At 58.3% G+C, this 21,346-nt stretch carries 22 protein-coding genes; 16 read left to right on the plus strand and 6 right to left on the minus strand.

The genetic code is table 11. From position 1 onward, the window contains the following. Positions 1-50: 50 nt before the first annotated feature. Together ppsA and rraA are read left to right on the plus strand one after the other, a co-directional pair. Entirely contained in the window at positions 51-2,444 is a 2,394-nt protein-coding gene (gene ppsA, locus ACJO5Y_RS02560; protein ID WP_406984823.1) for a phosphoenolpyruvate synthase, read from the plus strand. A gap of 30 nt (positions 2,445-2,474) precedes the next feature. Next, a complete protein-coding gene (gene rraA / locus ACJO5Y_RS02565) occupies positions 2,475-2,954 on the plus strand; it encodes a ribonuclease E activity regulator RraA (protein WP_406984824.1) in 480 nt (159 codons plus the stop codon). Positions 2,955-3,010: 56 nt separating this feature from the next. Here rraA and ACJO5Y_RS02570 read toward each other — a convergent pair whose 3' ends face one another. The 3 genes from ACJO5Y_RS02570 to ACJO5Y_RS02580 form a co-directional block, all read right to left on the minus strand. Next, a complete protein-coding gene (locus ACJO5Y_RS02570; protein ID WP_406984825.1) occupies positions 3,011-3,301 on the minus strand; it encodes a PilZ domain-containing protein in 291 nt (96 codons plus the stop codon). 4 nt (positions 3,302-3,305) lie between these two features. Next, positions 3,306-3,977, minus strand: coding sequence for a TIGR04211 family SH3 domain-containing protein (locus ACJO5Y_RS02575; RefSeq protein ID WP_406984827.1), 672 nt, complete (start codon positions 3,975-3,977; stop codon positions 3,306-3,308). A gap of 122 nt (positions 3,978-4,099) precedes the next feature. Further along, positions 4,100-4,399: a YciI family protein gene (locus ACJO5Y_RS02580; protein WP_406984828.1), complete on the minus strand. Its 300-nt coding sequence runs from the start codon at positions 4,397-4,399 to the stop codon at positions 4,100-4,102. Positions 4,400-4,486: 87 nt separating this feature from the next. Here ACJO5Y_RS02580 and ACJO5Y_RS02585 point away from each other — a divergent pair, with 87 nt between their 5' ends. After that, complete coding sequence (locus ACJO5Y_RS02585; RefSeq protein ID WP_406984829.1) at positions 4,487-5,368, plus strand: PHP domain-containing protein; 882 nt, start codon at positions 4,487-4,489, stop codon at positions 5,366-5,368. Here the strand turns inward: ACJO5Y_RS02585 and ACJO5Y_RS02590 are convergent. Continuing rightward, positions 5,365-5,907: a YecA/YgfB family protein gene (locus ACJO5Y_RS02590; RefSeq protein WP_406984830.1), complete on the minus strand. Its 543-nt coding sequence runs from the start codon at positions 5,905-5,907 to the stop codon at positions 5,365-5,367. The genes ACJO5Y_RS02585 and ACJO5Y_RS02590 overlap by 4 nt on opposite strands. A 3-nt stretch (positions 5,908-5,910) precedes the next feature. Then, positions 5,911-9,081 (minus strand): ribonuclease E, encoded by a 3,171-nt coding sequence (gene rne, locus ACJO5Y_RS02595; protein WP_406984831.1) that lies wholly within the window; start codon positions 9,079-9,081, stop codon positions 5,911-5,913. A gap of 599 nt (positions 9,082-9,680) precedes the next feature. Between rne and rluC the strand changes: the two genes are divergently transcribed. The 3 genes from rluC to ACJO5Y_RS02610 are packed head-to-tail and all read left to right on the plus strand — an operon-like array spanning position 9,681 to position 12,526. Next, the gene (rluC, locus tag ACJO5Y_RS02600) at positions 9,681-10,769 is read left to right on the plus strand and encodes a 23S rRNA pseudouridine(955/2504/2580) synthase RluC (RefSeq protein WP_406984832.1); all 1,089 of its coding nucleotides are present in this window, start codon (positions 9,681-9,683) and stop codon (positions 10,767-10,769) included. 45 nt (positions 10,770-10,814) lie between these two features. Next, positions 10,815-11,462, plus strand: coding sequence for an HAD family hydrolase (locus ACJO5Y_RS02605; protein WP_406984834.1), 648 nt, complete (start codon positions 10,815-10,817; stop codon positions 11,460-11,462). 32 nt (positions 11,463-11,494) lie between these two features. After that, the gene (locus ACJO5Y_RS02610) at positions 11,495-12,526 is read left to right on the plus strand and encodes a S49 family peptidase (protein WP_406984836.1); all 1,032 of its coding nucleotides are present in this window, start codon (positions 11,495-11,497) and stop codon (positions 12,524-12,526) included. Between the two features lie 9 nt (positions 12,527-12,535). Here the strand turns inward: ACJO5Y_RS02610 and ACJO5Y_RS02615 are convergent, their stop codons facing one another. Beyond that, positions 12,536-13,129, minus strand: coding sequence for a Maf family protein (locus tag ACJO5Y_RS02615; RefSeq protein WP_406984837.1), 594 nt, complete (start codon positions 13,127-13,129; stop codon positions 12,536-12,538). 129 nt (positions 13,130-13,258) lie between these two features. Between ACJO5Y_RS02615 and ACJO5Y_RS02620 the strand changes: the two genes are divergently transcribed. The 10 genes from ACJO5Y_RS02620 (at position 13,259) to tmk (ending at position 21,264) form a co-directional block, all read left to right on the plus strand. Continuing rightward, entirely contained in the window at positions 13,259-13,813 is a 555-nt protein-coding gene (locus tag ACJO5Y_RS02620) for a YceD family protein (protein ID WP_406984838.1), read from the plus strand. An 89-nt stretch (positions 13,814-13,902) separates the two neighbouring features. Next, on the plus strand, positions 13,903-14,082 hold the full coding sequence (rpmF, locus tag ACJO5Y_RS02625) for a 50S ribosomal protein L32 (RefSeq protein WP_406984839.1): 180 nt from the start codon (positions 13,903-13,905) through the stop codon (positions 14,080-14,082). Positions 14,083-14,125: 43 nt separating this feature from the next. After that, a complete protein-coding gene (plsX, locus tag ACJO5Y_RS02630; protein WP_406984840.1) occupies positions 14,126-15,127 on the plus strand; it encodes a phosphate acyltransferase PlsX in 1,002 nt (333 codons plus the stop codon). A 113-nt stretch (positions 15,128-15,240) separates the two neighbouring features. Then, positions 15,241-16,179 (plus strand): ACP S-malonyltransferase, encoded by a 939-nt coding sequence (fabD, locus tag ACJO5Y_RS02635; protein ID WP_406984841.1) that lies wholly within the window; start codon positions 15,241-15,243, stop codon positions 16,177-16,179. 81 nt (positions 16,180-16,260) lie between these two features. Continuing rightward, entirely contained in the window at positions 16,261-17,004 is a 744-nt protein-coding gene (gene fabG / locus ACJO5Y_RS02640; protein ID WP_406984842.1) for a 3-oxoacyl-ACP reductase FabG, read from the plus strand. Between the two features lie 132 nt (positions 17,005-17,136). Next, positions 17,137-17,370, plus strand: coding sequence for an acyl carrier protein (gene acpP / locus ACJO5Y_RS02645; RefSeq protein ID WP_012136033.1), 234 nt, complete (start codon positions 17,137-17,139; stop codon positions 17,368-17,370). Between the two features lie 132 nt (positions 17,371-17,502). Beyond that, positions 17,503-18,750, plus strand: a complete 1,248-nt coding sequence (fabF, locus tag ACJO5Y_RS02650) for a beta-ketoacyl-ACP synthase II (RefSeq protein WP_406984844.1) — start codon at positions 17,503-17,505, stop codon at positions 18,748-18,750. 15 nt (positions 18,751-18,765) lie between these two features. Beyond that, a complete protein-coding gene (gene pabC, locus ACJO5Y_RS02655) occupies positions 18,766-19,578 on the plus strand; it encodes an aminodeoxychorismate lyase (protein WP_406984846.1) in 813 nt (270 codons plus the stop codon). Position 19,579: 1 nt separating this feature from the next. Then, complete coding sequence (gene mltG / locus ACJO5Y_RS02660) at positions 19,580-20,635, plus strand: endolytic transglycosylase MltG (protein ID WP_406984847.1); 1,056 nt, start codon at positions 19,580-19,582, stop codon at positions 20,633-20,635. Then, positions 20,632-21,264, plus strand: a complete 633-nt coding sequence (gene tmk, locus ACJO5Y_RS02665) for a dTMP kinase (RefSeq protein WP_406984848.1) — start codon at positions 20,632-20,634, stop codon at positions 21,262-21,264. Before mltG ends, tmk begins: the two co-directional genes overlap by 4 nt. Positions 21,265-21,346: the final 82 nt, after the last annotated feature.

Raw genomic sequence — 21,346 nt, forward strand, 5'->3', positions numbered from 1 at the left:
TACAGTATCATACACGCCCAGTTCGAGACTGCGCAGCGCAGAATGCTCTAATGAATCAAGGGAGACGTGCTTTGGAAGATTACATTATCTGGTTTGATCACCTGGGAATGTCCGATGTTGACCGGGTAGGGGGAAAGAATGCCTCTCTCGGAGAAATGATCAGTAATCTCGCCAATGCAGGTGTTACCGTTCCGGGTGGTTTCGCGACCACTGCCCATGCCTACCGTGAGTTCCTTGCCACCGATGGTCTCAAGGACAAGATCGATAAGGCCCTTGACGAGCTGGATGTCAATGACGTCAACGAGCTGGCCAGGGTGGGTTCCCGTATCCGTCAGTGGGTTATCGATACGCCGTTCCCGGACGTGCTTGATAATGCCCTGAAAGAAGCTTATGCCAAACTGCGGGATGGCAATGACAAAATGGCCGTCGCCGTGCGTTCCTCCGCTACCGCGGAAGATCTGCCGGATGCGTCCTTTGCCGGTCAGCAGGAGACCTTTCTGAACGTGGTGGGCCTGGAGCAGGTGCGCACTTCGGTCAAGGAGGTGTTTGCCTCCCTGTTTAACGACCGTGCGATCTCCTATCGGGTTCACCATGGCTTTGATCACAAGCTGGTGGCCCTGTCTGCCGGCATCCAGAAAATGGTGCGCAGTGAAACCGCCGCCAGTGGCGTGATGTTTACCCTGGATACCGAATCCGGCTTCCGCGACGTGGTGTTTGTAACCGCCTCCTATGGCCTCGGGGAGACCGTGGTTCAGGGTGCCGTTAACCCGGATGAATTCTACGTTCACAAGCCGACCCTGCAGGGTGGGCGCCCGGCGGTGCTGCGCCGTAACCTGGGCAGCAAGGCCATCAAGATGATCTACCATTCCAGCCCCGGTGAAGGCCAGTTTGTCGAGACCGTGAAGGTTGAGCAGGAAGATCGTAACCGCTTCTGTATTAACGACGCGGAAGTGGAAGAGTTGGCCAAACAGGCCATGATCATCGAAAAGCATTACCAGCGCCCGATGGATATCGAATGGGCCAAAGACGGTGATGACGGCAAGATCTACATCGTTCAGGCCCGCCCTGAAACCGTCAAGAGTCGTGCTGCGGCCAACGTCATGGAGCGTTATCTGCTGAACGAGACCGGCAAGGTGCTGGTGGAAGGCCGTAGTATCGGTCACAAGATTGGCAGCGGTCCGGTCAAGATTGTCGAAAGTATCAACGAAATGGATCGGGTTCAGCCGGGGGATGTCCTGGTCACGGACATGACGGATCCGGACTGGGAGCCGGTGATGAAGCGCGCCTCCGCCATCGTCACCGATCGTGGCGGCCGTACCTGTCACGCCGCCATCATCGCCCGTGAGCTGGGTATTCCGGCGGTCGTCGGCTGTGGTGATGCCACGGAAGTGCTGAAAGATGGCCAGGAAGTGACCGTTTCTTGTGCCGAGGGCGATACCGGCATGATTTATGAGGGCGCCCTGGACTTTGAACTGCGGGAAAATACCGTCGATTCCATGCCCAATATTCCGTTCAAGATCATGATGAACGTGGGCAACCCGGATCGTGCGTTTGATTTCCAGGCGCTGCCCAACGAGGGCGTCGGTCTGGCCCGCCTGGAGTTCATCATCAACCGTATGATTGGTGTCCACCCCAAGGCATTGCTCAACTTTGACGGCCTGCCACGGGACATCAAGCAGACGGTTGAAAAGCGCATTTCCGGCTACCCGTCTCCGGTCGACTTTTACATCGACAAGCTGGTTGAGGGTATTTCGACCCTGGCGGCAGCGTTTGCGCCCAAGAAGGTTATCGTGCGTCTTTCGGACTTCAAGTCCAATGAATACGCCAACCTGATCGGTGGCACCCTGTATGAGCCGGACGAAGAAAACCCGATGCTGGGCTTCCGTGGCGCCTCCCGCTATATTTCCGAAACCTTCCGGGACTGCTTCGAGCTGGAATGCCGTGCCCTGCAGAAAGTACGCAATGAGATGGGGCTGACCAACGTTGAGGTCATGGTGCCGTTCGTTCGTACCGTTGGCGAAGCCGAGCAGGTGGTGAACCTGTTGGCGGAGAACGGGCTGAAGCGGGGCGAAAATGGCCTGCGGGTGATCATGATGTGTGAGCTCCCGGCCAACGCCATTCTGGCGGAGCAGTTCCTGGAGCATTTCGACGGTTTCTCCATCGGCTCCAACGACCTGACCCAGCTTACTCTGGGGCTGGACCGGGATTCCGGCATCATTGCGCACCTGTTCGACGAGCGGAACGATGCCGTCAAGGCGCTGCTGTCCAATGCGATCCAGGCCTGTAAGAAAGCCAACAAGTACATTGGTATCTGCGGTCAGGGCCCGTCCGATCACCCGGATCTGGCCAAGTGGCTGATGGACCAGGGGATTGATACCGTGTCCCTGAACCCGGATTCGGTACTGGATACCTGGTTCTTCCTGGCCGACGAAAAGATCGACTGAATTCATTTCCAGGATAAGGAGAGCGACAACGTGGCAAACATTATTACCCCCGACCTGTGTGACGAGTTTCCGGAAGTGAAGGTCGCGGAGCCTGGCTTCAATAATTACGGAGGCGTCAAGGCCTTTGGCGGCGAGATTGTGACCGTTAAGTGTTTTGAGGATAACTCGGTGGTCAAGGAGCAGGTTGGGTTGCCTGGTGAAGGCCGGGTGATGGTTGTCGATGGCGGCGGTTCAAAGCGCCATGCCTTGCTGGGTGATATGCTGGCGGAAAAAGCGGCGAGCAACGGATGGGCGGGCCTGATTATCTACGGGTGCGTCCGTGACGTGGATGAGATCGGCAATACCGAGCTGGGTGTTCAGGCCCTGGATACCTATCCCCGCAAGAGCGAAAAGCGCGGCCTGGGCGACCTGAACGTGCCGGTGACCTTTCACGGCGTGAGCTTCCAGCCGGGGCACTACGTGTATGCCGATAACAACGGCATCATCGTATCGGAGAAGCCGCTGGTCTGACCTTCGGTTTTCCCGGTACGAACAAAAACGGCGGCCAATGGCCGCCGTTTTTGGTTTCAGCGAGTCACTTCGCTGATGTTTGCCCCCAGGAGAAATCCATCACCCTCTGGTTCACATCGGACTACTTCGCACACGGTTTCCAGGGGAGGGAACTGGTCGCTGGAAGGATGAAGAACGGTCTGCAGTTCTTCACCAACCGCAACGGCGCGGTCAACATACAGTTGCATGCCGGCGGCGCTCAGATCCCGGCAGACGCCGGTGAAGGTCTCGCCGTTGCTGTCTGTGATCTTGATCTCTGAATTCACCTGCATGCGATGGAAATCGCGCTTTTCCGAGTAATCCTTCATAGGGTTACGCCCAGTTGTCTGTTTTTCTTGTGGGTTTGAGCATCGGAATAACGAGTGCCAGCAGGACACCACCCAGCACCAGCGCAGCGCCGAGCAGCATGAAATCGGATTCCTTGCTGGCTTCCAGCCGTTCGTTTTCGGCGGTCAGCACTTCCAGGTCATTGCGGATTTTCTGGTTTTCCTCCCGCAGTTCGCGGTTGCGCCGTTGAATGTTCAGTGCGTCGGCGGATACTTCCTTGATCCTTCTGAGTTCCTGCTGAAGCTCTTCGGAACGGCTGGACAGCGATGTTTTGGAGTTGCTCAGTTCGTCGCGCTCTGCAGTGACCTCGCTTAACCGTTCCTTGACGCTATTAAGTTCGCTACGGGCGTTTTCCAGATTACGAGTGGCCCTTTCCAGGCGATCCCGGGCAATGGGGGTGTCGGTGAGGTACTGGTTTCTCACGAAACCTTCGCGCCCTTTGGGGGTGCGCACCTTGGTGTATTCTTCCCCGGCAGTCTCCAGCACTTCGAGAGGGGTGCCGCTAGGTAGCGCATTTTCAATGATCCGATACTGAGAACCGGGGCCGGAGCGCACAGGCAGATACAGCTTGTCGTCCACATAAACCGTTTTCGCCTGGGCAACCGCTACCGAGGACACGACAATTAATAGAGAGAGAACAAGGCGAATAAACGTCACGGGCGATATTTCCTGATGTTTGCAATGGTCGGACAGTCTACGTTTTGGAAGACGCAATTTTGTCACAGCTTCCTCTGCGTTCAAGCGGCGTATTATTACAATACGCTCATGCGCCCTGGGGGTCAGGGCAGAACCGCCTTGAACGGTTTGACGGTAACCTGACGGTAGACGCCTGCATCCACGTAGGGATCGGCGTCGGCCCAGCTTTGCGCGGCTTCCAGCGAATCGAATTCTGCGATGACCAGGCTGCCGGTAAAGCCGGCTTCGCCGGGTTCCGGGGTATCCAGGGCCGGGTGAGGGCCGGCGACCAGTAACCGCCCCTCGGCTTTCAGCGCCTGAAGGCGTTCAATGTGTGCCGGGCGGGCGGTTTGTCGTAGCGGTAAACTGTTGTCGACGTCCTCGCTGATAATGGCGTAGTACATTTCATTCTCCGGGATATTGTTTGATACAGGTCACCACCTGGCTGGTACACTGCCAGTCAGGATTTCATGCCAGCTTCAGGAATTTGTGTGACTATAACCCAAGAATCCGCTTTCTGCATTGATCTGCATTGCCACAGCACCGCCTCGGATGGTGCCCTGGCGCCCGCTGATGTGGTGCGCAGGGCCGTCGAACAGGGTGTAACCCACCTGGCGTTGACCGACCACGACACCATTGAAGGTTTGCCCGAGGCGCAAGCAGCGGCGGATGCCTCCGGGATCACCCTGATCAGCGGCACGGAGTTGTCCTGTCTCTGGAAAACCCAGACCATTCATGTGGTCGGTCTTGATTTTGATCGTGACAGTCCGGCCTTTGTGGAGGCGCTTGCGCGTCAGCATGAGAATCGCTGGGCCCGGGCGCGGATGATTGACGAGCGCCTCCAAAAAGTGGGAGTCGCTGATTTGCTGGGTAAAGCCACGGATAAAGCCGGTGGGGATGTGCCGGGGCGGCCTCACTTTGCGCGGGTGTTGGTGGAAGAGGGCAAGGTGAAAGATTCGGCGCAGGCATTCAAGCGCTATCTGGGAGCCGGTAAGCCCGGGGACGTAAGGGCCTTCTGGCCGGAGCTGTCGGAAGTTGTCCAGTGGATCACTGAGGCTGGTGGCGTTGCGGTGCTGGCTCATCCTCGCAAATACCGTATGACGGCCACCAAATTGCGCAACCTGGTTCATGATTTCATCAGGGCAGGGGGGCGATCGATAGAAGTATCAACTTCCGGCCAATCCAGTGGTGACCTGGGGTTTTTGGCGGAACTGTGTCGTCGGCAGGAGTTGCTGGCTTCCCAGGGGAGCGATTTCCATTTTCCGGGGGCGCCCTGGTGTGAACTGGGCAATATCATGAAAATGCCAGACGGGCTGGAGCCGGTCTGGCATCATTTCAAACAACCTGCAGGGCATGGCGCGCCTGCTTCTTAGTCAGGCGCGTGGAAGAGCAGATACAGGTCGGTCAGTGAATCCGGGATAGCGTCAGCCATCTGCCGGGACAGCTTGTCGCTGTTGCGGACTTTCTGGAAGTCTTCATCGTCGAACAGGCCGGACAACGTCAGCATCGGCACCAGAAGGTCTGCGGTTTCATCCTCACCCCCGGTGTTCAGCCATTCATCCTCGCGCTCCAGGAAGGTGTCCACGAACCCGGCGCACCAGTTCTCCAGTGCGTTCATTGGATCGCCGTCTTCCGGTTCAGGAAGCTCGAGGGGCTGCCCCATATCCAGGGAGTGGGCCATGTCCCGGGTCAGCTGGTTGACGCAGTGGCTGAAAATCTCAGGCACCTGACCGTCGGGAAGCTGGTCGCTTCCCGTGGCCAGGCGGAAGATATCTTCCGCCGACAGTTCAACCGGTCCGACAACGCTGGCGCAAACCACTCCGTGAAGCCCGAAGAAATCCAGGGCATCGTCGCCCCAGGGTTCCGCGAACAGAATATCTTCCAGTGCTTCAATATCCGAATTGGATAGCATGCCTTAGTTACTCCCGGCCTTTTTGGCCTCTTCCGCCGCTCGCTGACGTTTGCGAACTTCTCTCGGATCATTGTAGGCACGTCCAGGCGTTACCGGTACTTCCGGTGCCTTTTCAGCGCTTGGTTGCTCGGCTGCTTTCTCCGGCTGCTTGGTCTCTGGCTCAGGCTGTTTTGCCTCGGGCTGCGACTGTTTGGCCTCAGGCTTGGGCTGCTTTGCTGCCTCTGCCGGCTTTTCTGCAGGCGCTGGTTCAACCTTGGCATCCGGTTTTTCCGGTTGTGCCGCTGGTTTTTCTGCCTTGGGCGCCGGCTGCTCGGGACTGCTTTCAGCTTTTGGCTCAGCCACGGTTTCAGCGGCCGGTGCCTCTGGCTTGGCGGCATCCGCCTTCGGTGCCTGCGCTTTGGCCTCAGCAGGTTGCTTGTCCTGATCAGCTGGCTTTGCGTCAGCTTCCGGCGCTTCAGTGGCTTTCGGAGCCTCGCTGGTGGTCACCGGCTTGCTGTCAGCTGCCTTGTTTTCGGTCCTGGGCGCTTCCGCGGCCTTGTCTTTCTTTTCAGGCTTGTCTGCGGTTGCTGCTGCCGGCTTTTCGGGCTGTGATGGCGCGGCTTGATCCTCTGCCTTGCTCTCAGTCTTGCTCTCTGTCTTTTTCGCCGGCTGCTTCCGTGCGGGCTTGCGCTCGGAGCTGGCTTCCGCCTTCGTCTCAGAGGCTGTAGCAGGAGCGCTCTGGGTCTTCTCGGCGGTCTTTGGTTCGTCTTTCTGCTCAGGCTTTTCAGACTTCTTCTCAGCCCTGGCCGGGGCCTGGCTTTCTGCCTTGGCAGTCTTTTCAGCAGGTTTGTTCTCGGCCTTTGGCGTCTGGGTCTCTGCAGCCTTGGGCTTGGCATCGGCTTTCACCTCCGGTCTGGAGGTATCCTGATGCTCTTCCGGCTGGGTATCTTTCTGATGCCGCTCGCTGCGAGACGCCTTGCGATCCGCCGGGGTGGATGCCGGAGTTTCAGTTGGCGACCCATCACGGTTGCGGGCGCGGCGCGGCTTGCGGCGCTTGTCGTCACTGCCGGCTTTTTCCGGAGCGCCCTTGGCGGTGTTGTCCTGCTGCTCGCGGTTGTCCTTCTGATCCTTTTGGTCGCGCTGGTCTTTCTGATCGCGCTGTGGGCGGTTGCGGCCCTGGCCACGACCCTGACCGCCGCGACGGTTATCGCCACCTTTGTTATCGGAGCCCTTGTTATCGGAACCCTGACGAGCCTGCTGGCCACCGCGGCTCTGGTCGTCGCCACGATTACGGTTGCGATTGCGGTTGTCGTCGCCCCGGTTTTGCTGGCCTGACTGCCTGCGATCGTTGCCGCTGCGGTTGCCTGAACGGCCATCCTCTCTTGCGACACGGGATTTGCGGCGATCCTGACGACCCTGGTTGCGGCGATCCTCGCGAGCGGTCCGGGCGGTCTGTTGCTGTTCGGACTCGGCAGTGGCATCGTCACCACTGAAGAAGCAGGCGATCTTACGGCCCAGTTTGCGGAACAGGCCTTCTTCCTGATCATTGGCTGCAACGGTTGTCTTGGTCGGAGCCGGTGCCGGGGCGGTCGGCCGGATGGCTTTTACGGCAGCCTGTTCACGAACCGGTTGCTGGGCGGCAGGTGCTTCGAACACCTCTTCTTCACGCTGGGTGTATTCTTCGGCAACCTGGTAACTGGATACATGCTCGGCACCTGATTCATCGTCGCGCATACGGACGATTTCAAAGTGCGGCGTTTCCATGTGTGGTGCCGGAACCACGACAACGCTCACTTCCTGGCGAGCTTCAATGTCGGCCAGTTGCTTGCGTTTCTCGTTAAGCAGGAACGTCGCTACGGCAACCGGAACAATGGCGCGGACTTCGCCAGTCTTCTCCTTGGAGGATTCCTCGTAGACCAGGCGCATGATGCTCAGGGCGAGGGATTCAATGCCCCGGATGGTGCCCTGGCCTTCACAGCGCGGGCACACTTCGCTACGGGTTTCACCCAGGGAAGGGCGCAGGCGCTGGCGTGACATTTCCAGCAGGCCAAAGCGGGAGATCTTGCCGACCTGAACCCGGGCACGGTCGATTTCCAGCGCTTCGCGCATCTTCTGTTCGACTTCGCGCTGGTGTTTGGCCGGGGTCATGTCGATGAAATCGATCACGATCAGGCCGCCCATATCGCGCAGGCGGAGCTGGCGGGCGATTTCTTCCGCGGCTTCCAGGTTGGTCTGCAGCGCGGTTTCCTCGATGTCATGGCCCTTGGTGGCGCGGGAGGAGTTGATGTCGATGGACACCAGCGCCTCGGTCGGGTCAATGACGATGGAGCCGCCGGAAGGCAGTTTCACTTCACGCTGGAACGCGGTTTCGATCTGACCTTCGATCTGGTAGCGGCTGAACAGGGGGATTTCATCCTTGTACAGCTTGATCTTGTTCTCGAAGGTGGGCATGACCGCGCGTACAAAATTCAGTACGTCTTCGTAGACGGTCGGTGCGTCGATCAGTACTTCGCCGATGTCCTGGCGGAGGTAGTCACGCACGGCGCGGATAATAACGTTGCTTTCCTGGTGGATCAGGAACGGCGCCTTGCGCTCGCTGGCGGCCTGGGTAATGGCTTCCCAGAACTGCACCAGATAATCGAGGTCCCACTGGAGCTCTTCCGTGGAGCGGCCAATTCCGGCGGTTCGAACGATGATGCCCATGGATTTGGGCACCTGAACGTCGTTCATGGCCTCTTTCAGCTGGGCGCGTTCTTCGCCTTCGATGCGGCGGGAAATGCCGCCGGCACGGGGGTTGTTGGGCATCAGCACCAGGTAGCGGCCGGCGAGGGAAATGAAGGTGGTCAGGGCTGCGCCCTTGTTGCCACGCTCTTCCTTATCAACCTGAATAATGACTTCCTGGCCTTCGGAGACCACGTCCTTGATGTTGATCTTGCCTTCGATCTGTCCCGGGGATTTCTTGAAGTACTCCTTGGAGATTTCCTTCAGGGGCAGAAAACCGTGCCGCTCCGCGCCGAAGTCCACAAACGCGGCTTCCAGGCTGGGCTCTACGCGGGTAATGCGACCCTTGTAGATGTTGGCTTTTTTCTGCTCACGGGAGCTGGATTCGATATCAAGATCAAACAGACGCTGGCCGTCAACGAGGGCGACGCGCAACTCTTCAGGATGAGTTGCATTGATTAGCATTCTTTTCATGGAATGAAAGGATTCCTGTCGTTTGGTTTTGACAGAAAACCGGGGGGAGATGCATCTGCGAAGCAGAACGTGCGTGCCGCGGGCTTCCTACTGCTGAAGCGAACCGGCGGCCAGACGGATCAGGCCCTTGGGGGAAACTGTCCCGTGAGCCTGAGACCACCGCCGACGGTCCGTCTGCCTAAGGGCAGGGAGATGTCGTGTAAGGTAAGTGTCTGTTGACGCATGTTATCCGTTTTCAGGTTCACACTGGTGCCTGGGTCTCACGTCGTATTCGTATGCTGGACGGCCCGGCCCTGCGTGCTGGTAATGATTCTTCGCGATGTCGCCCGACGGTTTTCCGTACGGTTGTTTTCACTCTCCCGGGATCCGGTCAGAGGCCTTTATGTGGCATGCCGTGATGGCCGGGGAGCATTTTAATCGCCGTACCCGGTAATGATTGGGCTTGCGGCGTTCAAACTCTCAAATAGTGTCGGTATACTTCTGCCGCTCCGGCTTCTGACTCATTAGGTCAGGCCGTAGACAAACGGCAAAGCACGCCGGAATATAACAGTATTCTTCCGGGTCTTCAATCCCGCATTCACATCACCGATAAGGTATCCATGTCCAAAGCGCCCAAAAACAGGCAGGCACAGCGTTCCGGCTCCCGGCGGAGCAAACCTGCCCAGCATCAGAAGCCGAGAACGGGAGGTCGGCCGCAGCATGCTTCTGCGCCAGCAGAGGCCAACACCGGCGAGGTTCGTCAGGGCGTCCGTCGGGTCACTGTGGATGAGGATAACGAGGGGCAGCGGTTGGACAATTTTCTGCTGGCGCAACTTCGCGGCGTTCCCAAGAGCATCATCTATCGCGTGATTCGCAAAGGCGAAGTCAGGGTCAACAAGGGCAGGGTCAAGCCGGATACCCGGATCAAGGCCGGCGATGAGGTGCGTATTCCTCCAGTGACGCGCAAGGAAAAACCGGAGCAGGTGGCGCCGGGGTCGCGGGTGCAGGGGGTGATGGAAAGCGCCATCGTCTTTGAGAACGAGCACATGCTGGTGGTGAACAAGCCCGCTGGCATCGCCGTGCATGGTGGGAGCGGTCTGAGCTTCGGGCTGATCGAAGTGCTGCGTTCAGCCCGCCCGGAAGCCCGTTTCCTTGAGTTGGTGCATCGCCTGGACCGGGATACCTCGGGTCTGGTGATGGTGGCCAAGAAACGGTCGGCCCTGCGTTACCTGCAGGAGGAGTTGCGCCAGAGGCGTATACGCAAGCACTATCACGCGCTGGTCGCAGGTGACTGGCCTGATGGCGTGAATCGGGTGGAGCAGCCCCTGTTGCGTTATGAAATGCCCAATGGTGAGCGTCGGGTCAGGGTGGATGAAGCGGGCAAGGCTTCGCTGACCACGTTCAGGTGTCTCTCGGCCTTCAGCGGTTACAGTCTGGTCGAGGCGTCACCGGTGACGGGCCGAACCCACCAGATTCGCGTGCATGCGTTGTGGGCCGGTCATCCGATTGCCGGGGATGACAAGTATATGGATGATGTCAGCCTGAAAGCGTTTCGTGCGGCTGGCGGGCAGAGGCTGATGCTGCACGCCCGTGCGCTGGAGTTTGCCCTGCCCGTGACCGGCGAGCCGGTGCGGCTGGAAGCAGCTTATGACGATGCGTTTCAGCAGTTTCTCGACAGGCTGGCGTCACGTCGCAATTCAAACCGGTAATTCCGGGCTTTTGTGCCGGTTTATCGGGAGAGCAGGAACAGTTTTATGGACGTTAAAGTCATAATTTTTGACTGGGATGGCACCCTGGTGGATTCCGTGGAGCATATTGCGGACAGCCTTCATCAGGCCGCCACCGAGTTGGGCTACCCGGCGCGTGAGCGTGAGGCATACCGGGACATCATCGGGCTGGGAATGGTGGAGGCGCTGGAAAAGCTCTACCCGGGCATCAGCCGTGAGGAAATGAGCGCGATCCGTGAAGGTTATGCCCGGTACTTTTTTGCCAAGGTGACCACGCCCCAGAATGTGTTTGAGGGCATGGCGGATGTGGTGGCGGATATTCGCCTCGGCGGCAAGGGGTGTTCGGTAGCGACGGGCAAAAGCCGGAGGGGATTGGAAGGTGCGTTGGTGTCCAGTGGGCTGGGCCCTCACTTCGATATTACCCGGTGTGCCGACGAAACCCGTTCCAAGCCGGATCCGGCTATGTTGAAGGAAATCATTACGTTTTATGGAATCGAGCCCGCCGAGGCAGTGATGATTGGCGATACCCGCTACGATCTTGAAATGGCTCAGCGCATCGGAATGCCGTCCATCGGAGTTGAGTGGGGTGTCCACAAGCGGGATGTTCTCGGGCATTATGCGCCACACGCCATTGTCGAATCCGTGCAGGATTTGCGGGAAGTGCTGGGTTTGTAAGCAGTATCAGTAGTCATTAAGGGAAGCTGGGTATGAGTGATTGGAATTCTGACGACAAACCCGAGTGGGGGGATACCCCCGTGGAGAGTCAGTCGCCCAAGGGTGGTAAGAAGCCGAACCTGCCGCCGGAAAGCGGCCGTGACTGGAAGCTGATTGAAAAACTGGTGCTTTCACTTCAGTCCGAGCAGCGGAAAAGTCGCCGCTGGGGAATCTTTTTCAAATTGCTGACATTCACCTACCTGTTTGCCCTTCTGTTTATTTTTAAGTTTCCCCTGGGTGGCAGTCTGGACGCGGCCACCGGGGCGCACACTGCTCTGGTCGATATTGACGGGGTCATAGCCGCGGATGAGTTGGCCAGCGCTGACAATATCGTCGGCTCCCTGCGTGAGGCGTTCGAGGCGGATAATTCCGTTGCGGTTGTGCTGCGTATCAACAGCGGCGGTGGCAGTCCGGTCCAGTCCGGCTACGTCTATGATGAGATACGTCGTCTTCGTGGTGAGCACCCGGACAAGAAAGTGTATGCCGTTATTTCCGATATTGGTGCGTCCGGCGCCTATTACGTTGCAGCGGCTGCGGATGAAATATACGCCGACAAGGCCAGCCTGGTGGGCTCCATCGGCGTGGTGGCCGGCGGCTTTGGGTTTACAGAGGCGATGGAAAAAGTGGGGGTTGACCGCCGCCTCTATACCGCGGGTGAGAACAAGGCGTTTCTTGACCCGTTCTCACCGGAAGATGGCGAGGAAGTGGCGTTTTGGCAGGATGTGCTGAAAACCACCCACAACCAGTTTATCGAGAAGGTCCGGCAGGGGCGTGGCGACCGCCTGACTGATGACGAGCGCATATTCTCCGGCCTGGTGTGGAGTGGGGAGCAGGCGCTGGAGCTGGGGCTGGTTGATGGTCTCGGCAGCACATCCCATGTGGCTCGCCAGGTCATTGGCGAGGAAGATCTGGTGGATTACAGTCGTCGCAAATCTCCCTTGCAGGGATTTGTTGACCAGTTCGGGGTGTCTATTGGTAATGCCCTGGCCGACCGCATGATGGAAGCTCGCTTCGAACTCCGATAAGGGGGCGTGCTAGCGTAGCAGGGGATTCAGTCCCCAGGCTCGCAGCATGTCGATCAGCGCGATCAGCGGCAGGCCGACCAGGCTGTTCGGGTCCCGGCCTTCAAGGGATTCGAACAGCGCGATGCCCAGGCCCTCCATCTTGAAGCTGCCGGCGCAGTCATAGGGCTGTTCCCGTTCCAGGTAACGCTCTATTTCCGCGCCTTCCAGAGTGCGGAAGTGAACCTGAAATGGCTCGCAATGGGTCAGGGCGACGCCGGTGTCAGCATTGATCAGCGCAAGTCCGGTTAAAAAGGACACCTGCTGGCCGCTGCTTCGGGTGAGTTGGCGAATGGCTGCTTCATGGTTGCCCGGTTTATTGAGGATGGTGCCGTCCGGCAGGCAGGCGACCTGGTCCGAGCCGATGATCCAGTGTCCGGGGTGGGTGGGTGCCAGTGCCCCGGCTTTTTCGGCGGCAAGTCTGATGGCCAGGCCTTCGGCGGACTCGCCCGGCTGAATGGATTCATCGATGCCGGGGCTGGCACAGGTAAACGGCAGGCCGAGCCGTTGCAGCAATTCCCTGCGATAAGGGGAGGATGAGGCGAGTAGTAATGGTTGCGACTTCATGAATCTGCCTGTTTTGCACCGGTCGTGCCGGGATTTGTCGTAGAATACACCTATTCATACCGGAACCGTTGCGCAAAAGGCAATGAAGTCTTTGACAGCGGCCGGTCGGGCCCCTAAAATTGCGCGCCTATGTCAAAAGCGTCAAACGCCGAGTTGCCCAGATCTGTCGATCCCTATCGGTTGGCGGAGCAGAACACCGTGTTGGAGGGAGAGATTCCTCTGAGCGGATTGTCACGTTTCCGTGAAGCGATATTGGGGTATGACGAAGGGGCCGTGTGCCGGGTTCGACTGTCATTCACCATGGACAGTCAGCGTCGTCGCATCGTATCGGGTGAGTTGCAGGCTCCGGTCGATCTGGAATGTCAGCGTTGCATGAATGCCATGCACCAGGCACTGGATTCAGAATTTACACTGGGGCTCGTTACCAGCGATGAACAGGCGCAGCAGTTACCGAAGGAGCTGGAGCCGTTCCTGACGGACGAATTCAGCGCGGACCTCTGGTCCATGTGTGAAGACGAACTGCTGCTGGTGCTGCCACCATTCCCGCTTCACGACCGGAACGACTGTCCGGCCCGGGAAGATCTGGAAGCATACGAGCCTGATGGTGAACCGGCCGCGCCGGAGAAAGCACCAGGCGAGAACCCGTTCAGTGTGCTGGCGGATCTCAAAACGAAGAAGCATTAACCGGGCGCGGTGTCCTGCGGGAAGCCAGCGCGTTATTAACGAACACACGTTACTGTTTTAGTTCACGTTAACAGGTCAGGAGCATAATCATGGCTGTACAGAAAAACCGAAAGACCCGCTCAAAGCGTGGCATGCGCCGTTCACACGACGCCCTGAGCGCGACAACTCTGTCCACTGACACCACTACTGGCGAAGTTCATCGTCGTCACCACGTGTCTCCGGACGGTTTTTACCGTGGTAAACAGGTAATCGAAGCGCGCGACGAGTAATTCGTTGCAATCAGGCCGCAATCCAGTGCCGGATGCAAAAAGGGTGACGTCAGTCACCATTGCGATTGATGCCATGAGCGGTGATCGCGGGGCAGCAGTGGTTGCCTCCGCGGCACTGGATGCGGTGCGCGAAAATGAAGCCTTGAGTCTTGTTCTGGTTGGTATCCGGAGCGAGCTCGAGGCTTTTTTGGATCCAGGGCATTCCCGGATTCGCATCGTCGAAGCGGCGGATGTGGTTCGGATGAACGAGCGCCCCTCCCACGCGCTCAGGCACAAACGCAATTCTTCCATGGCCGTGGCGCTCGGTCTGGTGCGTGACGGTGAAGCCCAGGGTTGCGTGAGTGCGGGCAATACCGGCGCCCTGATGGCGTTTGGTCGTTCCATTATTCGCATGTACCCGGGTATCGAGCGCCCGGCGATTTCCAAGTTGATCCCCTCCCTGCGCGGTCGGTGCCATGTGCTGGACCTGGGCGCCAATGTCGATTCCACCGCTGAAAATCTCTATCAGTATGCCCTTATGGGTTCGCTGATGGCGTCCGCTATTTGTGCCCAGCCAGAGCCCCGGGTGGCGTTGCTGAATGTGGGTGAGGAAGAAATCAAGGGCAATGAGCAGGTTCGCCTTGCGTCTCACATGCTGGCCCAGTGCGATACCATCAACTATATCGGGTACGTGGAAGGCAGTGATCTGTTCCGCGATGTGGCCGACGTCGTGGTTTGCGATGGGTTTGTCGGTAACATTGCCCTGAAAACCGGGGAAGGGGTGGCCGGCCTGCTGATAGAGTTGATGGAGCAAACCTTTACCCGCACATTGTACGGGCGGTTCGTGGGGCTGTTGGCCCGCCCGATTATTGGTCGTTTGCTGCGGTTGATGGACCCCTCCCGCCATAATGGCGCCAGCCTGCTGGGTCTGCAGGGCGTGGTGATCAAGAGTCACGGGAACGCCAATGAGCGCGCCATGCTCTCCGCCATTCGTCAGGCCGTCAAGGAAGTTGAACTGGAGGTGCCCCAGCGCATCAATGAGCGCCTGGATGATTTGATGGTTTGACCTGTCTGAGACTAAAGTCTGTCCCCTGAAGCCGGTACATTGGTGAGATGATGTCTTAAATTGTACTATTGGCTAATCTCCCGCAACCCTCCAATGACGGTAAGATCCCGCTTATGAAATCAGCCTTTATTTTTCCCGGACAAGGGGCGCAGTCAGTAGGCATGCTGGCATCAGCTGCCGAGCACTGGCCCATCATTGAGCAGACCTTCTCTGAAGCGTCTCAACATCTTGGTTATGATCTGTGGCACCTTTGCCAGAAAGGCCCTGCAGAAGAGCTCAACCAGACTACGGTAACCCAGCCTGCGTTGCTGGCGGCGAGTGTCGCCCTGTGGCGTCAGTGGTTTGTTGCAGGCGGCAAGAAGCCCGACTTTCTGGCGGGCCACAGCCTGGGTGAATATAGTGCACTGGTAGCGGCGGAAAGCCTGGACTATCTCGATGCCATCGAGCTGGTGCGCCTGCGTGGCGAGCTGATGCAGAATGCAGTGCCTGCCGGAGAGGGCAAGATGGCTGCCATTCTGGGGCTGGAAGACGCTGACGTGGTTGCTGCGTGCGAAGACGCAGCCAACGGGGACGTGGTTTCCGCCGTCAATTTTAATGCGCCGGGGCAGGTTGTGATTGCCGGCTCCGCTGCAGCGGTGGAGCGCGCGATCGAAGCCTGCAAGGCGAAAGGGGCTCGTAAGGCCATGCCATTGCCGGTGAGTGTGCCCTCTCATTGTGCGCTGATGAAAGGCGCTGCTGAGGAATTGGCCGCCGCGCTGGACGAAGTCAGCTTTAATGATGCTGTCATCCCCGTTATACAGAATGTTAACGCCTCGGCGGAGAAGGATTCCGATACACTGAAGGCCAACCTGGTCAAGCAGCTGTATTCGCCGGTGCTCTGGACCGACTCTGTGCGTGCGCTGGTTGCCAGTGACGTACAGGTTGCCGTGGAATGTGGGGCTGGTAAGGTTCTTGCTGGTCTGATCAAGCGTATCGACCGCAATTTGTCGGTGTATGGAATCGAAGAGCCGGATGCGCTCGCGAAAGCAATGGATGCATTCGGACAGTCCTGAACCATCCTGAAAAGTCCTGAACCATCTTGAAAAGTCCTGAAAAAAACAGCCTTGAGCTGTTCTGGACAAAGGGAGCAAGATATGTCTCTTGAAGGCAAAACCGCACTGGTTACTGGTGCGACCCGGGGTATTGGCAAGGCCATCGCACGGGCATTGGCAGAGCAGGGCGCCGAGGTTATAGGTACGGCGACCAGCGCTGAGGGTGCTGAATCGATTTCGGCTGCCATAAAAGATGCCGGGTTGAAAGGCTACGGCATCGTGATGAACGTGGCGGACCCCGCCAGCATCGAGGACGGGCTGAAAGCGGTGACGGAAAAATCCGGCGCACCGGTGATTCTGGTCAACAACGCCGGTATTACCCGTGATAACCTCCTCATGCGTCTGAAGGACGATGACTGGACATCCGTGCTGGAAACCAACCTTTCCAGTGTGTACCGCACCAGCAAGGCGGTGCTTCGTGGGATGGCCAAGGCTCGCTGGGGGCGGATCATCAATATCAGCTCCGTAGTAGCGGGCATGGGCAATCCGGGGCAGGGTAACTACTGCGCTGCGAAAGCCGGCGTGGAAGGGTTTACCCGAAGCCTGGCGAAGGAAATGTCGAATCGTGGCATCACCGCAAACTGCGTGGCGCCCGGATTTATCGACACGGATATGACCCGAAAACTGGACGATAAGCAACGCGAGGCTATGCTGGAAGTCATACCCGCAGGTCGTCTGGGTGAGCCGGAAGAAGTGGCAGCCGTGGTTGCCTTTCTGGCGTCGGAACCGGCCGGTTACGTAACGGGTGAAACCATTCACGTAAACGGCGGCATGTACATGGGATAAGCCCGTTTCCGGGCTTGTGCGCAACTCCTTGTCGCACAACATGTTTGACAGAATCCCTGCTTGTTTGCAGGTAGGGTTTAAACTAAACTGGCAGCACTTAAGTTGCTTGGTTGACACAAAAGTGAGGACATTATGAGTACAGTTGAAGAGCGCGTGAAGAAGATTGTTTGTGAACAGTTGGGCGTTAAAGAGTCCGAAGTTCAGAACTCATCTTCTTTTGTAGAGGATCTTGGCGCTGACTCACTGGACACCGTTGAGCTGGTTATGGCCCTGGAAGAGGAATTTGAAACCGAGATTCCTGATGAAGAGGCCGAAAAGCTGGCCAGTGTTCAGGACGCGATCGACTACATCGTCGCGCACACCTGATACTCTGCACGTTTTATAAGCCAGGCCCGAAGCCGTCCTTGTGTAAAATCTGAGGACGGCTTTTTTATTGGCTGACCATTCAGATTCAATCAGTTTTCGGTTTCACATAGTCCAAATCAGGTGAAAGGGGTTATGACTAAACGACGTGTTGTGATTACGGGCATGGGCATGCTGTCGCCGCTGGGTAATAGTGTTGAGTCCTCTTGGGAAGGAATCCGGGCAGGGCGGAGCGGAATAGGGATGATCGATCGCTTTGATGCTTCCGGTTACAACACCCGGATAGGCGGTGCCATCAAGGATCTCGACATCGAGCCCTACCTGTCCCCAAAGGATGCCAGGAAACTGGATGCCTTCATCCATTATGGTTTGATCGCTGCGCAGCAGGCAGTGGAAGCCAGTGGTCTGGATCAGTATTCCGAACTGGATAGCGAGCGGGTCGGCGTTGCCATCGGCTCCGGTATCGGTGGGCTGGAGTTCATTGAGAAAAGCGTGCTTGCCATGGACAAGTCGGGGCCGCGGAAGGTGTCTCCGTTCTTCGTGCCGGCCTCCGTTATCAATATGATTTCCGGAAACGTGGCGATTCGCTTTGGTTATCGCGGGCCCAATATCGCCATTACCACGGCCTGCACCACCGGTACCCACAATATCGGTTACGCTGCGCGAACCATTGCCTACGGCGATGCCGATGTGATGCTGGCCGGTGGCTCCGAAATGGCCACCACCCGCACCGGCGTGGCGGCGTTCTCCGCAGCCCGGGCGTTGTCTACCCGCAACGATGAGCCGGAGAAGGCCAGCCGCCCCTGGGACAAGGAGCGGGATGGCTTTGTGCTGAGCGATGGCGCCGGGGTTCTGGTGCTTGAGGACCTGGAGCATGCCCAGCGCCGGGGTGCGACCATTTACGGCGAGGTGATCGGGTTTGGCATGAGCGACGATGCCCACCATATCACTGCTCCGCCGGAGTCCGGCGAGGGCGCCGCGCGTGCCATGAAGAACGCCATTCGGGATGCGGGCATTGAACCCTCCGAAATTAGTTACATCAATGCTCACGGCACTTCGACCCAGGTGGGAGACGTGGCCGAAGTGGCCGCGGTGAAGAGTGTGTTTGCCGATCACGCCAGTAAACTGGCCATGAGCAGTACCAAATCGATGACGGGGCACTTGCTGGGGGCTGCCGGTGCGGTTGAGGCGATTTTCTCCGTTCTGGCTATCCGTGAGGGCGTATTGCCACCGACCATTAACCTGGACAACCCGGACGAAGGCTGTGATCTGGACCTGGTTGCCAACCAGAGCCGCAAAGCGGATGTTCGTGTTGCCCTGTCCAACTCCTTTGGTTTTGGTGGCACCAACGGTACGTTGATTTTCCGTCGTTACGAGGACTAAGCCGGTTTGTTGAACGTGATTTCAGCGAACAGTAGCAGCGTTTCGGCGACCGATCGTGGCCTTGCATACGGCGACGGACTGTTTGAAACCATTCGTATGGACGGGCGCGGGGCCGTTCTGCTTTCCCGGCACATCCGGAGAATGGTGACGGACGCGGCCGTACTGGGCATTGCGGTCACCGAGCGTGAACTGCGCGATGCCGTGCGCGATGCTGTTGGTCGGCATGCTGGTTCCTTTGGCTCCGGCGGTTGGGTTCTCAAGCTGGTGCTGACCCGTGGCAGCGGGGGCCGTGGCTACCGGCCCGCGGCTGAGGGGGTACCAAGCCTGATCGTATCCGCCAGTGCCATGCCGCCGCTTCCCGGTCCTGAGGGGGTCGAGGTTGGCCTGGCGGAGTTTCCACTGACCGTAAACCCGCGCCTGGCGGGTATCAAGACGCTTAACCGGCTGGAACAGGTGATGGCGAGCCGTGAGCTCACCGATGACCTGTATGAGATGATCATGCGTGACCCCGCCGGCCAACTGGTCGAAGGCACTCGCACCAACGTTTTGCTGAAAGCCGGTGGCCATTGGGTAACACCACTTCGTGAGCAGCTGGCGGTGGCCGGCATTATGCGTGGCCATGTGCTGGATTATCTGGAAGGTCAGGGAGAGAAGGTCGAATATTCAACGATTTCCCCTTCGAGCCTTGAAGGCAAGGACTGCGAGGGCCTCTACCTGATGAACAGCGTCATTGGTGTGGTGCCGGTTCGCAGAATCGACGGACTGGATTTGCCTGTTGATGACGCTCTTGCGACAATCGCTAACCCCCTCGATTTAGTGGAATCCTAGTTTGCTCCGGAAGTTACTGATAACCGTTATATGTGTCCTGGTGCTGGCTGTCTCTGGCGGCGCGCTCTGGGTGTGGCAGGGCTTGAATACCCTGGATATCCCTGTGGCCCTGGAAGAGCCTGTGCTTCTTGATGTGCCCTCCGGTACCGGTTTCGGCCAGGTGGCCCGCATTCTGGAGACTGAAGGCTTTCTGAAAGACTCCCTGTGGCTGCGTATCCATGGTCGCCTGAATCCGGAGGTTGTCCAGGTAAAGGCCGGGGAGTATGAGATCGTCTCAGGTATGACTCCCAGAGATATCGTGTCGAAGATGGTGGCGGGTGATACCAAGCAGTGGTCCATCCAGTTTATCGAGGGCTGGACGTTTCGCGACATGCGACAGGCTCTTGCGAACAGCGAGCGACTGAAAAAGGAAACCACGGACTGGAGTGATGAAGCGATCATGGAAGCCGTCGGTGCCGAGGGCGAGCATCCGGAGGGGCGCTTCTTCCCGGATACCTTTGCGTTTACCGGGAGTGAAACCGATCTGGATCTGTTGCGCCGGTCCTTTGAGCGCATGGAACGGGTTCTGGCCGAGGAATGGGGCAACCGCGCTGAAGACCTGCCGTACGATTCGCCCTACGAAGCCCTGATTATGGCGTCCATCGTTGAGCGGGAGACCGGCGCCCCCCACGAGCGGGGCCAAGTCGCCGGTGTGTTTGTGCGCCGATTGCAGAAGGGCATGCGGTTACAGACGGACCCCACGGTGATTTATGGCATGGGCGATCGCTATATTGGCCGCATTACCCGCAAGGATCTGCGGCGTCACACCCCTTACAACACCTACCGCATTGATGGACTGCCGCCCACGCCCATAGCACTCCCGGGTCGGGAAGCTATTCATGCGGCGCTGAACCCGGAAGATGGGGATGCTCTCTACTTCGTCGCCCGTGGTGATGGTACCCACAAGTTTTCCCGCACATTGAGCGAGCATCAGAAAGCTGTCAGGGAGTTCCAGTTGAACCGTCGCTCGGATTACCGGTCATCGCCGGCCCCGGTGGTTAATGAGGATAACCCATGAGTCAACGTGGTCAATTCATTACCTTTGAGGGTACCGAAGGGGTGGGTAAATCCACTCAGCTGGAAACCGCGGCACAGACGCTGAGAAACCTCGGGGTTGAGTTCATCGTCACCCGGGAACCCGGTGGCACGCCGATGGCCGAAGCCATTCGTGAGCTGCTGCTGGCGCCGAGGGATGAGCCGGTGAACGAAACAACCGAGCTGTTGCTGATGTTCGCCGCCCGGGCCCAGCACCTCCATACTCGCATCCTGCCGGAACTGGAAGCCGGTCGCTGGGTGTTGTGTGACCGCTTCACCGATGCCACGTTCGCCTACCAGGGTGGTGGTCGTGGTGTGCCCGCGGAACGCATTGCCCTGCTGGAGAACCTGGTGCAGGGCGAGGTCCGCCCGGATCGTGTGATCCTGCTGGATGCGCCGGTGGAAACCGGCATGACCCGTGCCCGCCACCGGGGCGAACTGGACCGCTTCGAGCGTGAGGCGGTGGATTTCTTCCAGCGGATCCGTAATACCTATCTGGAACGTGCCGCTGCCGACCCCAAGCGTTATCAGGTGGTGGATGCGGGCAGATCTCTGGATGAAGTCACCGGGGACGTGGCCCGTCGTATCACCGAGCTGGTTGCCTTGGCCTGATGCCCCAGCTGGTATTATCGCGATGTTCCGCTCAGCTTTGTGCAAAATTTGCTCATATCTGCTTTAATTGAAGTTCATTCGC

This window comes from Marinobacter alkalisoli, from assembly GCF_045449855.1.
Taxonomy (GTDB): domain Bacteria; phylum Pseudomonadota; class Gammaproteobacteria; order Pseudomonadales; family Oleiphilaceae; genus Marinobacter.

Bases quoted from the DNA above. Each gene is read 5' to 3' on its own strand.
- ACJO5Y_RS02580 (WP_406984828.1), bottom strand. From the start codon at position 4,399: ATGTACTACGCCATTATCAGCGAGGACGTCGACAACAGTTTACCGCTA.
- ACJO5Y_RS02590 (WP_406984830.1), bottom strand. From the start codon at position 5,907: ATGCTATCCAATTCGGATATTGAAGCACTGGAAGATATTCTGTTCGCG.
- fabF (WP_406984844.1), top strand. From the start codon at position 17,503: ATGACTAAACGACGTGTTGTGATTACGGGCATGGGCATGCTGTCGCCG.
- rluC (WP_406984832.1), top strand. From the start codon at position 9,681: ATGTCCAAAGCGCCCAAAAACAGGCAGGCACAGCGTTCCGGCTCCCGG.
- ACJO5Y_RS02615 (WP_406984837.1), bottom strand. From the start codon at position 13,129: ATGAAGTCGCAACCATTACTACTCGCCTCATCCTCCCCTTATCGCAGG.
- ACJO5Y_RS02605 (WP_406984834.1), top strand. From the start codon at position 10,815: ATGGACGTTAAAGTCATAATTTTTGACTGGGATGGCACCCTGGTGGAT.
- rne (WP_406984831.1), bottom strand. From the start codon at position 9,081: ATGAAAAGAATGCTAATCAATGCAACTCATCCTGAAGAGTTGCGCGTC.
- acpP (WP_012136033.1), top strand. From the start codon at position 17,137: ATGAGTACAGTTGAAGAGCGCGTGAAGAAGATTGTTTGTGAACAGTTG.
- tmk (WP_406984848.1), top strand. From the start codon at position 20,632: ATGAGTCAACGTGGTCAATTCATTACCTTTGAGGGTACCGAAGGGGTG.
- ACJO5Y_RS02620 (WP_406984838.1), top strand. From the start codon at position 13,259: ATGTCAAAAGCGTCAAACGCCGAGTTGCCCAGATCTGTCGATCCCTAT.
- rpmF (WP_406984839.1), top strand. From the start codon at position 13,903: ATGGCTGTACAGAAAAACCGAAAGACCCGCTCAAAGCGTGGCATGCGC.
- fabG (WP_406984842.1), top strand. From the start codon at position 16,261: ATGTCTCTTGAAGGCAAAACCGCACTGGTTACTGGTGCGACCCGGGGT.
- fabD (WP_406984841.1), top strand. From the start codon at position 15,241: ATGAAATCAGCCTTTATTTTTCCCGGACAAGGGGCGCAGTCAGTAGGC.
- ppsA (WP_406984823.1), top strand. From the start codon at position 51: ATGAATCAAGGGAGACGTGCTTTGGAAGATTACATTATCTGGTTTGAT.
- ACJO5Y_RS02570 (WP_406984825.1), bottom strand. From the start codon at position 3,301: ATGAAGGATTACTCGGAAAAGCGCGATTTCCATCGCATGCAGGTGAAT.
- ACJO5Y_RS02610 (WP_406984836.1), top strand. From the start codon at position 11,495: ATGAGTGATTGGAATTCTGACGACAAACCCGAGTGGGGGGATACCCCC.